The 12014-nt window shown below is 69.7% G+C and carries 11 protein-coding genes and 1 pseudogene; 8 read left to right on the top strand and 4 right to left on the bottom strand.

The features are described from left to right. The first annotated feature begins 101 nt into the window (after positions 1 to 101). The 4 genes from ACFWBQ_RS21245 to ACFWBQ_RS21230 all read left to right on the top strand — a co-directional run bounded on the left by ACFWBQ_RS21245 (position 102) and on the right by ACFWBQ_RS21230 (position 4728). Positions 102 to 1028 carry a carbohydrate ABC transporter permease gene (locus ACFWBQ_RS21245; RefSeq protein ID WP_385491166.1) on the top strand — a complete coding sequence of 309 codons (927 nt, stop codon included), beginning with the start codon at positions 102 to 104 and terminating at the stop codon, positions 1026 to 1028. Positions 1029 to 1031: 3 nt separating this feature from the next. Further along, positions 1032 to 1991 (top strand): carbohydrate ABC transporter permease, encoded by a 960-nt coding sequence (locus ACFWBQ_RS21240; RefSeq protein WP_385491164.1) that lies wholly within the window; start codon positions 1032 to 1034, stop codon positions 1989 to 1991. Between the two features lie 64 nt (positions 1992 to 2055). After that, positions 2056 to 3390: an ABC transporter substrate-binding protein gene (locus ACFWBQ_RS21235; protein ID WP_385491161.1), complete on the top strand. Its 1335-nt coding sequence runs from the start codon at positions 2056 to 2058 to the stop codon at positions 3388 to 3390. Positions 3391 to 3630: 240 nt separating this feature from the next. Beyond that, positions 3631 to 4728 (top strand): hypothetical protein, encoded by a 1098-nt coding sequence (locus ACFWBQ_RS21230; RefSeq protein ID WP_385491158.1) that lies wholly within the window; start codon positions 3631 to 3633, stop codon positions 4726 to 4728. Between the two features lie 310 nt (positions 4729 to 5038). Here the strand turns inward: ACFWBQ_RS21230 and ACFWBQ_RS21225 are convergent, their stop codons facing one another. Further along, entirely contained in the window at positions 5039 to 5425 is a 387-nt protein-coding gene (locus tag ACFWBQ_RS21225; protein WP_385491156.1) for a tannase/feruloyl esterase family alpha/beta hydrolase, read from the bottom strand. A 291-nt stretch (positions 5426 to 5716) separates the two neighbouring features. Between ACFWBQ_RS21225 and ACFWBQ_RS21220 the strand changes: the two genes are divergently transcribed. Continuing rightward, positions 5717 to 6166, top strand: coding sequence for a Rieske (2Fe-2S) protein (locus ACFWBQ_RS21220; RefSeq protein WP_385491153.1), 450 nt, complete (start codon positions 5717 to 5719; stop codon positions 6164 to 6166). A gap of 245 nt (positions 6167 to 6411) precedes the next feature. Next, a pseudogene (locus ACFWBQ_RS21215) lies at positions 6412 to 6947 on the top strand (pyridoxamine 5'-phosphate oxidase family protein). On the opposite strand, the gene ACFWBQ_RS21210 reads toward ACFWBQ_RS21215, so the two are convergent. Then, positions 6841 to 7800 (bottom strand): LysR family transcriptional regulator, encoded by a 960-nt coding sequence (locus tag ACFWBQ_RS21210; RefSeq protein WP_385491150.1) that lies wholly within the window; start codon positions 7798 to 7800, stop codon positions 6841 to 6843. The pseudogene ACFWBQ_RS21215 and the gene ACFWBQ_RS21210 overlap by 107 nt on opposite strands. 74 nt (positions 7801 to 7874) lie before the next feature. On the opposite strand from ACFWBQ_RS21210, the gene ACFWBQ_RS21205 reads away from it, so the two are divergent. After that, positions 7875 to 8876: a DMT family transporter gene (locus ACFWBQ_RS21205; RefSeq protein ID WP_385491148.1), complete on the top strand. Its 1002-nt coding sequence runs from the start codon at positions 7875 to 7877 to the stop codon at positions 8874 to 8876. Here the strand turns inward: ACFWBQ_RS21205 and ACFWBQ_RS21200 are convergent. Continuing rightward, positions 8863 to 10194 (bottom strand): aminotransferase class I/II-fold pyridoxal phosphate-dependent enzyme, encoded by a 1332-nt coding sequence (locus ACFWBQ_RS21200; RefSeq protein ID WP_385491145.1) that lies wholly within the window; start codon positions 10192 to 10194, stop codon positions 8863 to 8865. The genes ACFWBQ_RS21205 and ACFWBQ_RS21200 overlap by 14 nt on opposite strands. Before the next feature lie 35 nt (positions 10195 to 10229). On the opposite strand from ACFWBQ_RS21200, the gene ACFWBQ_RS21195 reads away from it, so the two are divergent. Continuing rightward, entirely contained in the window at positions 10230 to 10925 is a 696-nt protein-coding gene (locus ACFWBQ_RS21195) for a pyridoxamine 5'-phosphate oxidase family protein (RefSeq protein WP_385491143.1), read from the top strand. Between the two features lie 67 nt (positions 10926 to 10992). Here ACFWBQ_RS21195 and ACFWBQ_RS21190 read toward each other — a convergent pair whose 3' ends face one another. Further along, complete coding sequence (locus ACFWBQ_RS21190; protein WP_385491141.1) at positions 10993 to 11955, bottom strand: DMT family transporter; 963 nt, start codon at positions 11953 to 11955, stop codon at positions 10993 to 10995. Positions 11956 to 12014 lie beyond the last annotated feature (59 nt).

Here is a 12014-nt window from a genome sequence, read left to right as displayed (position 1 = left end):
ACATTTCTCATCGTACACAGCCTGATCCGGCCGCTTCCGGCCCGAAGGCCTTCGTTTCTCCTCACAACAGACCGGTCGGTCACCGACACAAGGAACCAATCATGACGCTCCTGCCGACTCCGGCGAAGGCACTACCACCACCCCGCCTGCGAGCGCGCTTCCGCCTCCGCAGGCAGGCCCTTGTCGGGTGGGGGTTCGCCGGTCCGTTCGTCGCGGTCTTCGGCCTCGTCTTCCTTGCGCCGATCGGTTATGCGCTGTACCTCAGCCTCTTCCGCGACCGGCTCATCGGCGGGAACTCATTCGTCGGCATGGACAACTACCGACAGGCGCTGACGGACCCGCAGTTCTGGGAGGGACTGGTCAGGGTCGGGCTGTTCCTGGCCGTGCAGGTGCCGATCATGCTGGGCATCGCGCTGCTGGTCGCGCTGGCCATCGACAGCGGGCGGCTGTACGGCAAGGCCTTCTTCCGCATCTCGATCTTTCTGCCCTACGCCGTCCCCGCCGTCGTCGCCAGCCTGATGTGGGGCTTCATCTACGGCACCCGGTTCGGCCTGGTCGGCAACATCAACGACGCCTTCGGTGTCGCCCTTCCCGACCCGCTCTCCCCCTCGCTGGTACTCGCCTCCATAGGCAACATCGTGACCTGGGAATTCGTCGGGTACAACATGCTGATCTTCTACTCGGCGCTCAAGGTCGTTCCACGCTCGCTCTACGAAGCCGCGGCGATCGACGGCGCCGGGGAGTGGCGGGTCGTGACCGCGGTCAAGCTGCCGGCGATCCGCAGCGCCCTGGTCATCGCGACGATCTTCTCGGTCATCGGCAGCTTCCAGCTCTTCAACGAGCCGAGCATCCTGCAGAAGCTCGCCCCGAACGCGATCACGAGCGATTTCACCCCCAACCTCTACACCTACTCGCTGTCCTTCTCCGGCCAGCAGCACAACTACGCGGCCACGGTGGCGATCGTGATGGGCGTCATCACCGCGATCATCGCCTACACCGTCCAGCTGCGCGGAATGCGGAAGGGCTGAGCAATGACCACGAACCTCGCCGGCGTCACCTCGAACGCCGCGGACCCCGCCGACCCGGCCCGGCCTGCGAGTACCTCCCGGCCCGTCCTCCGGCCCCGCCGTCGTCCCCACACCCCGCTCAACCCTCGCCCCAGCATCCCGCTGACCCTCCTGACCGGACTGGTCCTCGTCTACACACTGCTTCCGCTCGCCTGGCTGGTCATCAACTCGACCAAGGATCAGAAGGGCCTGCTCGACTCCGCCGGCCTGTGGTTCGGCGAGGATTTCAACCTCTGGGACAACATCTCCCGCACGCTGGCCTACGACGACGGTGTCTTCGTCCGCTGGTTGCTCAACACCCTGCTGTACGTCGCCGCGGGAGCGGGCGGCGCCACGGTTCTCGCCGTCCTCGGCGGTTACGCACTGGCCAAGTACAACTTCCCCGGCCGCCGCGCCGTGTTCGCGGTCGTCATCGGAGCCGTGGCCGTGCCGGGCACGGCCCTCGCGGTGCCGACGTTCCTGATGTTCAGCAACATGGGACTGACGAACACTCCGTGGGCCGTCATCATCCCGTCGCTGATCTCCCCGTTCGGGCTTTACCTGATGTGGGTGTTCGCCTCCGAGGCGGTACCCACCGAACTCCTCGAAGCGGCTCGCGTCGACGGCTCCGGCGAACTGCGCACCTTCTTCCGCATCGCACTGCCGCTGCTGATGCCGGGAACGGTCACCGTGCTGCTCTTCTCCATGGTCGCGACCTGGAACAACTACTTCCTGCCGCTGATCATGATCAAGGACCCGGACTGGTACCCGCTCACCCTCGGGCTCAACGCCTGGAACGCCCAGGCCCAGACCGCGGGCGGCGAGGCCGTCTTCGACCTCATCATCACCGGCTCCCTGCTCACGATCGTGCCGATCGTCGTGCTCTTCCTCCTGCTCCAGCGGTACTGGCAGTCCGGCCTGGCCGCAGGCAGCGTCAAGGAGTGACTCCGCCCCCCACGTGCGCCCTCCCCTTTCCCCTTCCCCGAACACCGAACCAGGAGCACCCCGCATGAGGACACACAGCACTCGTCGGCTTCTCGCCGCCGTCGCCGCGGTCTGCGCCATCACCCTCTCCGCGACCGCCTGCGGCTCTTCCGACCCGGCCGAGGACGGCGGCGGCGCGAAGGACGTCGAGTCCGCGCTGGCGAAGGGCGGCAGGATAACGGTGTGGGCGTGGGAACCCACTCTCAAGAAGGTGGCTGCAGACTTCGAGAAGAAGTACCCGAAGGTCGACGTCGAACTCGTCAACGCAGGCACCGGCGACAAGCAGTACACCGCTCTGCAGAACGCCATCGCCGCCGGCTCGGGCGCCCCCGACGTGGCGCAGATCGAGTACTACGCCCTCGGCCAGTTCGCGATCGGCAAGTCCGTGGAGGACCTTGCCGGCTACGGCGCGGCCGGACACGACAAGAAGTTCACCACCGGCCCCTGGAACGCGGTGAAGTACGACAAGGCCGTATACGCCCTGCCCATGGACTCCGGCCCGATGGCGCTGTTCTACAACAAGAAGGTCTTCGACAAGCACCACATCACGGTTCCCACCACCTGGGACGAGTACGTCGAGGCAGCACGCACCCTGCACAAGGCCGACCCCAAGCTCTTCATCACCAACGACACCGGCGACGCGGGAGCCACCACCAGCCTCATCTGGCAGGCGGGGGGCCGCCCTTACAAGGCCGAGGGCAGCGACGTCACGGTCGACTTCAAGGACGCCGGTACCAGGACGTACACCAACACCTGGCAGAAGCTGCTGGACGAGGATCTGGTCGCGCCGATCAGCTCCTGGAGCGACGAGTGGTACAAGGGCCTGGCCGACGGCAGCATCGCCACACTGTCCATCGGCGCCTGGATGCCTGCCAACTTCACCTCGGGCGTCGCCTCCGCGTCCGGTGACTGGCGCGTCGCCCCGCTCCCCCAGTGGACCAAGGGCAGGACGGACAGCGCCGAGAACGGCGGCAGCTCCCTCGCCGTACCGAAGGCCGCCAAGAACAAGGAACTGGCCTACGCCTTCGCCGAGTACGCGACCACGGGTGCCGGCGCGTCGACCCGCGTCGCCGAAGGCGCCTTCCCCGCCACCCGGGCGGACCTGGAATCGAAGACCTTCCTGGAGACCGCGTTCCCCTACTTCGGTGGCCAGCAGGCCAACAAGGTCTTCGCCGACTCGGCCCGCAATGTGGGCAGCGACTGGTCGTACCTGCCGTACCAGGTGTACGCGAACTCCGTCTTCAACGACACCGTGGGCAAGTCGTACGTCTCCTCGGCTCCCCTGTCCCAGGGGCTGGAAGCCTGGCAGCAGTCCAGTATCAAGTACGGCACCGACCAGGGGTTCAACGTCAACAAGTAGTCCGGCGGACGAGGACGCGGCTGTGCAGGAAAAGTCCTGCACAGCCCCTCCCCCGATACGGCTCCCAAGCCCGCTGCACTCCAGGGAAGTACGAACGATCCCGACCGGGACAGCGGGCCTCCAGGGCTGGTCAGGCCGGGACTTGGGCCCGCGAAGGCTCCGATCCGCTGTGCCATGATGCACCGGTGCCGACCGGCTCAGGGGAGAGACCGGGCGCGCGAGACGGGGCGGGAGCGCAGCATGGGCCAGGGTGGAGCGTCCATACCGGACGAGGAGTGGGAGCGCTTCCTGCGGGAGGCCGAAGCCGGCACTTCGGGCGCGCCCGAGGAACCGTCGGCGCGGGCCCGGATGGTGGCGCGGCGGCTGCGGGAGGAGCCCGCTCGGCCGGAGGGGTGGCGAGCTCACCAACCGGCCCGGCCTCGGAGGGGAAAGGGCTGGTACGCGGTCGGTCTGCTGGTCGTCGTCGGCTTGCTGATCGTGACGCTGTTCCCGGGACGGGTGGCTGGGTGGTTCGGTGGCGGAGGCGGCGAGAGTGCGCCGCTCGCTGCCGAGTCGGAACGTCCGGATCAGCCGCCGGCGAGGGAGGTGTCAGCCCGACCACCCACATTGGAGGAGCCGTTCAGAGGGTCTCCCGCGGCGCAGTGGGGTGACGGTGCGTCAGAGTTGCTCCTGCCCGCGGCACGGGCGACGGGCTGGATGAGCAGGCAGCAGGTGGCGCAGGCGCTCGATCGGACTCGGGTCTTCCTCGCCGCGTCCAGTCTGGATCCGGGTGTACTGCGCGGGGAGCGGCCGGAAAAGGCGATCGCGTTGATCAATCCGCATCAGCAGGACGTCCAGGACTACCTGGCGACCGCGTTCCGCGCCCCGAGTCGGGAGAACGATCCTCTGCTGCTGTTCAGTCGTTTCGCAGAAGCGAAGGTGCGGCTCGTCGGGATCGAGGTCAAGACACGCGGACGGATCACCTACCGGCAAGGTGAGCGCGGTGCGGTCGAGGTGACCACCGATGTCACGTACGTCTACCCGGTCGTGCGCGCTGCGGCGGGAAGCGACGAAGTCGCCCGTACCATCGTGCGCCGCGAGGTCGTCATGAGCTGGGACGACCCGGCGAAGGTGAACATCGAGCCGGGGACGTTCTCCCTCGTCTCCTACAAGGTGGACACCACCAACGGCGGCTGCGACACCTTCACCGGCTACCTCACGCCCGCATTCAGCGCCGAACGCGCGGTCACGGGCTCGGGAGACGGACCCGAGGTCGACCCGTACGACCGGAGCAAGTCGTTGGACGCGCGCGTGCGTGAGGGCAGCGAAGCGGGCTGCGGGACCGCCACACGGTCGTGAGCGGCAGTGGCTTGTGCGCGCATCTACCGCTGGTGCGCGGCCGAAGCACACCGCCGGCCTCGACGGAAACGCTGACGACCGGGCTCCGGTAGTCGGGGTTCACCGGATGGGTGACGTAGGTGATGGCCCTGGAGAAGTGCTGAGTGACCTTCTTGTCGCCGTCGTCGGCGCTGATGCCACGCCGACAGCTCGGATGAGGCCGCCCCCGCCGGCTGTGGAGCAGGACCTGGGAGATCCCGCTCCGGAGCCTTGTCCGGCGCAGGACACCGCAGCCGCATATGGGCTGACCGCCGGCGATGACGTCACATGATCAAGCCTTGCCCTTGGTGACCACCCACGTTCCGTCGACCCAGTTGCCCGTCGTCTCATAGCCGGAGCGGAAGGAGCCGAGCCAGTTCAGCGTCAGGCCGGCCCCGGCGCCGGACGCAACTGAGGTATAGCTGCTCGCCTCGTCGGCCGGGCCCGTGGTGTTCGTGGCGACGTAGGGGAAGGGGTAGACCTGGCGGGCGGCGGTGACCTTGCCGGTGCTGTCGACGGATGTGGTCGCCAGGCTGCTGGGGGCCTTGCCCTCGGTCACCCAGTCGACCACGGCGGTCAGCGCGTCGAAACGGTCCGGGCCCTGGCCGCCGCCGCAGTGCGCTACGCCCGGGAGCAGGAACAGACGGGCGAAGCTGCTGGTCGCCGCCGCGCCGCCCATGGCCCGTCGTCCGCGAAGCGGTCGGCACGGCGACGCAGGAACGTGGGCGCCCGCACTCCGCGGTGAGGGCACACCGGCCCGCTTCGAGCGGGCAGGCCCGGGGATCGGCTCAACCGTAGGAGCGGCCCGGCTGCCAGCGCAGCCGAGCGTTCCGTGGAGCGGAACGACCACTACCCGAAAGGCGCTTCCGGGCAAGGTGCCGACCGGGAATTCCCCGGGCATCTGAACATTGGAGGCGACCGGCCCGTACCACTGACGACGTCATGTAACTCCGATGAAGGGAAAGCCGGCATGAGCGCATCGCAGGAGCGCCAGGTCCACTTCGGGCGCCGCACCGTCGTCGCGGCGGTGGGCGCAGCCGGAGTGGCCGCCGCACTCACCGCGTGCGGCGGCTCGAAGGACTCGGGCGGTTCGGACACGGTTCAGCCCGCCGGGGAGGGAGACGGCGCGGGCGGCGCGGTCCTCGCCAGGACCGCCGACATTCCTGAGGGCGGAGGAATGGTGTTCGCCGACCGGGGCGTCGTGGTGACGCAGCCGAAGGCCGGTGAGTTCAAGGCCTTCTCCTCGAAGTGCACCCATCAGGGCTGCGCGGTGAAGGACATCTCGAACGGAACCATCAACTGCCCATGTCACGGCAGCGCTTTCGACGCGGCGACCGGCAGCGTCACGACCGGTCCGGCCACACAGCCGCTGCCGGCCAAGGAGATCAAGGTCGAGGGCGACTCGATCACGCTGGTGTAACCGCCGGGGGCCGTGCCGGGCGGACAGCGGCGTCGTCAGTGGTGATCATCGTGGCCACCTGAGCGAACCTGCTGCGGATCATCGCGGGGGTGTACTCGGCAGGCACCCCCGCGATGGCACCACCACCGTGCAGCCGAGGTTCACCGCGTCGGGGATCGTCACAGGGGCGCGGCCCTCGGGTGGACTTCCGGGGAAAGGACCTCCATGCTTCCGGACACCCGGTCGGACAGCAGAAGGGGCGCCCCATGACCGTCACCCGGCGTCGCGGACGTCGGATCACGATGACCGACGCGGAACGGAACGCCTACCTCGGCGAGCAGCGCACATGCCGGGTGGCCACGGTCTCCGCCGAGGGACGGCCCCACGTCGGGGCGCTGTAGTTCGTCCGGGACGGCACGTCGCTCTGGTTGTACTCCCTCACCCGGAGCCTGCGCCGGTCGCAGCTGCGGCACGACCCGAAGATCGCGGTGGTGGTCGACGACGGCGAGGAGTACGGCGAGCTGCCCGGTGTGGAGCTGTCCGGCGAAGCGGGGATTGCGGGCGAGTCCCCCGCGAGGGTACGGCGTGTGCCGAACTGGACTCACCGGAGCGGATGTTCGCGTCGAAGTACCTCGACATGGACACCCTGCCCCACGACGGACGGCACGCCTGGCTGCGACTCACTCCAAGGTCCGTCACATCCTGGGACTTCCGGAAGCCGGCCGATCCGATCCGAGGTCCGGGGCAACCGGAGCGTCCAGGGTCCGGCCGGCGTCGCGCAGGGCCTCGACGGCTGCCCTGATCGACGGACGCCGGTCCGCATCCGTCCGCCACACCGCGTGGACGTGGCGTCGCATCTTCTGCCGTACGGGTACCAGGCGCACACCCTCCGGCACCGGTCCGCGGCCGAGCCGGGGCGCCACGCAGACACCGAATCCGGCGGCGATCAGAGCGAGTTGGGTGTGGTGCTCGCCTGCGAGATGCGCGATGCGCGGCTCGATGCCCCTGGACCGCAGAGTGAACATCAGCCAGTCGTAGCAGAATTCGCCCTCCGGCCAGGACACCCACGCGTCGTCGGCGAAGTCCTCGAGGTCCACCTCCGTCCGGTCCGCGAGCGGATGCCCCGCCGGCATGGCGATGTCCGGTACGTCGTCGAGGAGTTCGGCCTTGGCCAGACCACCCGGCACCGGTAGTCGCTTATTGCTCCAGTCGAGCACCACGGCCAGATCCATATCGCCCCGGAGTACTGAGCGAATCCCCTGCTCCGGCTCCAACTCCGCTGTACGCACTTTTAGTTCGGGATGGTCTCGGCGCAGCGCGGTGAGGGCGGCGGGGAACAGCCCACGCGCGGCGGTCGGAAAGGCAGCGAGCCTTACCTCACCCACCACCTCACCGCGCTGGGCCTCGATGTCGGACTGGGCCAGCTCCACCTGCGACAGGATGCGTGCGGCATGGTCGGCGAGCAGCTGACCGGCATCGGTCAGCCGGACGCCGCGGCCGTTCTTGGCGAGGAGCTGCTGACCCACCTCGCGTTCCAGCTTGGCCATCTGCTGGGAAACCGCCGACGTGGTGACGTGAAGACCCTCGGCAGCCCCGCTCACCGAGCCGTGCCGGGCGAGGGCATCCAGCGTCCGCAGGCGCTCCAGATTCAACATGTAAGCAATACTACGCGGATGGAGCCACAAAATCTCACTTGTCCTACGCGATTCCAGTTGTCATCGTTGACCTCATGAGCGCCCCTTCCGCACCGGTAACAGTGCCGTCCTCCCCTACCCTCCTGCCCGCCGCACCCTCCCCCAGCCGGCGTCGGGCCGTGGACTGGCGCATCCGATTCGTGGCGCTCTCCCTCATCTGGGGCTTCAGCTTCCTGCTCATCAAGGTCGGCACCGACGGATACGCCCCGTTCCAGGTCACCTTCGGCCGAATGCTGTTCGGCACGGCAGTGCTCGCCGTCGCCATCACGGTGCGCCGCGAACGGCTGCCACACTCCGTCCGGACCTGGGGTCATCTCTTCGTCGCCGCATTCCTCCTCAACGCGCTGCCCTTCTCGCTCTTCGCCTACGCCGAGCTGACCATTCCGTCCACGCTCGCCGGAATCTGCAACGCCACCTCACCCCTGTGGGGCATGGCACTCTCGCTCGTCGCGCTCTCCGAGGACCGGCCGACCCGCCGCCGCGTCGCCGGGCTCGGCCTGGGCTTCATCGGCGTACTGACCGTCCTGGGTGCCTGGCAGGGGTTCTCCGGGCTGGACTTCGGCGGTACGGCAATGGCCCTGCTCGCCTCCCTCAGCTATCCGGTCGGCTGGATCTACGTCCGCCGGACACTTGCGGGAACCGGCTTCTCGACACTGGCGCTGACCGGCAGCCAGCTCTTCGTCGCGACTCTCCAACTGGCCGTCGTCACACCTCTGTTCACCTCGGTTCCCCACCGGTTTCCGCTGATCCCGACGCTCTGCGTCATCGCCCTGGGGGCGCTCGGGACAGGACTCGCGCTGCTCGTCCAGTACGGTCTCGTCGAGGAGATCGGCCCGACGACGGCCCAGATGGTCACCTACTTCATCCCGGTCATCGCCACCGCGGCCGGCGTGGCCGTGCTCGGCGAACAGCTGAACTGGAACACCCCGGTCGGCGCCCTGGTGGTCCTTGCGGGTGCGGCGCTCACCCAGAGCAGGACCCGTTCGTCCGCCAAGCCCGCGCGGTTCTCGGGCCGCCGTCCGTTCAGCCGTAGCTGATGGGCCTGGCCGGCTCCGCCGCGGCCGCCACCGCGTCCGCCAGGGGTGTGATGTCCGCCCCGGTCAGCGACGACACGGTCAGGCGCACCCCCTGCGGAGCGACGTTCCGGAAGCGCGCACCCGGGGCCACCGCCCAGCCCGCGTGCAGCAGTCTGGCCACCGCGCCGGTCTCGTCGCCGACGGGGACCCATACGTTCATCCCGCTCCGCCCGTGCGCCCGCACCCCGCGCTCCTCCAGCGCCAGGACGAGTGCGTCCCGGCGCTCCCCGTAGGCCCTGGCAACGGCGGCGGTATCGACGGCGCCCGAGGTCCACAGGTGCACCACGGTCCGCTGGAGCAGGGTGCTGACCCAGCCCGGCCCCAGGCTCTGCCTGCCGGTCACTCGGTCGACGGTCACCGCATCCCCGGTCAGCACGGCGACCCGCAGATCCGGTCCGTACGCCTTCGCGACGGACCGCACGAAGGCCCAGCGGTCCGTTGCTCCCGCCAGGGGGTGCAGCGGCAGGTCCACGATGGCGTGACCATGATCATCCTCGATCAGAAGCACCCCTGGGTACTGCGCGAGAACGGACCGCAGCTCCCCCGCCCGCTCGGCCCCCACCGCGGCCCCGGTCGGGTTCTGCGCCCGTCCGGTCACGACCAGCGCCTCGGCCCCCGCCCTCAGCGCGCGCTCCACATCGCCGGGCAGCGGACCCTCGTCGTCCACGGCGACGGGCGCGGCACGCAGCCCGAGCGCCGGGACGAGATCCAACAGGGCACCCCACCCCGGGTCTTCGACGGCGACCACGTCACCGGGTTTGAGATGCGCCGACAGCACACGTTCGATCGCGTCGAGTGACCCCGAGGCGACCGCCACGGGCCCCGCGAGCACACCGTCTGCATCCATCTCCGCCCGGGCGAACGCCGCGAGTTCGGGGATCACCGGAGCATCCCCGTACAACGCGGGCCTCGACGCGTTCGCCCGCGCGGCCGCTGCCAGCGCTTCGCCGAGGTCGGGCAGCAGGGCGGGATCCGGATTACCCGCGCCCAGGTCCCGTACACCCGGCGGCGCGTCGATCCGGAGCGAGCCGCGAGAGGTGCTCGCCGGGCGTTGCCGCACCCTGCTGCCCCTGCGTCCCGCGGTCTCGATCACCCCGCGCTCACGGAGCGTCCGGTAGGCGGCGGCCACCGTATTCGGATTGACCCCCAGCAGGGACGCCAACTCCCGCATGGGCGGCAGTACATGACCGGGGACGAGGTCACCCGAACCCACACCGCGCTCCACGCTCGCGGCAATGTCCGATGCACGCCGCCCGCTGATCCGATACTCTCCTAGCACAAACGTGATTATGCACTAGTGCAATGGAGAGCGCAATGCCGGACACCGCAACGCCCGACAGCACCGGCCCGGGCGTCGCCGCCCCTTACGAGCCGACCGAGCGCACGGTCCCGAGCCGGGCCAGGCAGCGCGCTTCGTACGACCGGGAGGTCGTCCACTCGATACTCGACGAGGGCTACCTCTGCCATCTCGGATTCGTCCGCGACGGCGCACCGGTCGTACTCCCGACGCTCTACGGCAGGGTCGGCGAGCGGCTGTACGTGCACGGCTCGACCGGATCCCGGCCGCTGCGCACGGCGGGTGCGGCTGATCCGGGCCTGGCGGTCTGCCTGACGGTCACGCTGGTCGACGGCCTGGTGCTGGCCCGGTCCGCGTTCCACCACTCGATGAACTACCGCTCCGTGGTGGTGCACGGCGTCGCCCGCACGGTTACCGACCCCGAGGAACGGCGCGTGGCACTCGACGCGATCGTCGATCAGGTCGTGCCCGGCAGGTCGTTGGACTCGCGGCCGGCCGACGCGAAGGAACTCGCCGCTACAGCGGTGATCCGGCTGGACCTCGACGAGGTCTCCGCCAAGGTCCGCACCGGAGGGCCGAACGACGAGGAGGCGGACCTCGCGCTGCCGTACTGGGCGGGTGTGGTGCCGCTGGCCCCCGGCTACGCCGCACCGATTCCGTCCGACGACCTCGATCCCGCCGTGCCCGTGCCGGACTATCTGGCCGCTCTCTGACCTGCCTGCGCGTGCCGGGCCCGTCACGGGAACGGACCCGGCACGCGGCCACGCGGGGCCCGCGGGATCAGGCGGGCACGGCCTCCCGGCGCCTCCGGACGGCGACAGCCGCGCTGCGCGCCTCTGCGAGGGCCAGTCCGGCCACCGCACTGAGCAGAATCAGCGTGCCGATGACGGTGGCAGCGGTGAGCTGCTCCCCCAGGACGGTCACCGCGATGAAGGCCGCGCTCACCGGCTCCAGGAGCATGATCACGGACACGGTCGCCGACCGGACCACGGCGGCGCCCGCGAAGTAGAGCGCATAGGCGAGCGCGGTCGGCACCGCGGCCACATAGACCAGCAGCCACAGCACCTGCCCCGTTGCGGCGGTGTGCGGCACGAGCCCTTCGGCCAGCGCCGCGGGCAGCAGACCGATCGCACCGACACCGAACGCCCACGCACTGGTGGAGAGGGCGTCGCCGGACGCGCCCTCGCGTCCCAGCCACCGGGTCAGCAGCGTGATCGCCGCATAGCCGGCGGCGGACAGCAGTGCCAGCAGCACCCCGGCCGGCCGTACTTCGGCCGCCCCGCCGCCGAGCACCAGCACGGCGAGCCCGGCGAGGGCGCCGGCGACGGCGACGAATCCGCCCCGGCCCATCCGCTCCCCCATCAGCCATCGTGCGCCGACGGCGATGAGGACGGGTCCGGCCCCCAGGGTGACGACGGTCCCGACCGCGAGGCCGGTCGCTTCGACCGCCGCGAAGTAGGCGCTCTGGAACACGGTGAGACCGACGCCGGTCCCGAGGATGCGCAGCAGCCGCTGACGGCGGGACTCACCTGAGGCGCGCGGGCGACGCGGGCGCAGCACCAGCGCGCCCGCCAGAAGTGCGAGCCCGCCGGCGCACCGCCAGAACGACAGGGCCAGTGGGCCGAGATCGCTGACCCGGAAGAGCAGGGACGCAGCCGCGCCCGCGGTACCCCAGGCAAGACCGGCGACAACGAGATACAGGAGGCTCCGCCCGACGGGCAGGCCGGAAACAGGGTGGGACACGTGACTTCTCCGGAGGAAGAGGGAGTGGTGGTCGCTCGGCTCCGCACGCGGGCAGCGAC

The organism is Streptomyces sp. NPDC060035, from assembly GCF_042736635.1.
Taxonomy (GTDB): domain Bacteria; phylum Actinomycetota; class Actinomycetes; order Streptomycetales; family Streptomycetaceae; genus Streptomyces.
The sequence above is the reverse complement of the archived record's forward strand: the minus strand, read 5'-3'. Positions and strand labels throughout refer to the sequence as shown.

Coding starts and splice junctions, on each gene's coding strand:
- ACFWBQ_RS21245 (WP_385491166.1), top strand. CDS start 102: ATGACGCTCCTGCCGACTCCGGCGAAGGCACTACCACCACCCCGCCTG.
- ACFWBQ_RS21240 (WP_385491164.1), top strand. CDS start 1,032: ATGACCACGAACCTCGCCGGCGTCACCTCGAACGCCGCGGACCCCGCC.
- ACFWBQ_RS21235 (WP_385491161.1), top strand. CDS start 2,056: ATGAGGACACACAGCACTCGTCGGCTTCTCGCCGCCGTCGCCGCGGTC.
- ACFWBQ_RS21230 (WP_385491158.1), top strand. CDS start 3,631: ATGGGCCAGGGTGGAGCGTCCATACCGGACGAGGAGTGGGAGCGCTTC.
- ACFWBQ_RS21225 (WP_385491156.1), bottom strand. CDS start 5,425: ATGGGCGGCGCGGCGGCGACCAGCAGCTTCGCCCGTCTGTTCCTGCTC.
- ACFWBQ_RS21220 (WP_385491153.1), top strand. CDS start 5,717: ATGAGCGCATCGCAGGAGCGCCAGGTCCACTTCGGGCGCCGCACCGTC.
- ACFWBQ_RS21210 (WP_385491150.1), bottom strand. CDS start 7,800: ATGTTGAATCTGGAGCGCCTGCGGACGCTGGATGCCCTCGCCCGGCAC.
- ACFWBQ_RS21205 (WP_385491148.1), top strand. CDS start 7,875: ATGAGCGCCCCTTCCGCACCGGTAACAGTGCCGTCCTCCCCTACCCTC.
- ACFWBQ_RS21195 (WP_385491143.1), top strand. CDS start 10,230: ATGCCGGACACCGCAACGCCCGACAGCACCGGCCCGGGCGTCGCCGCC.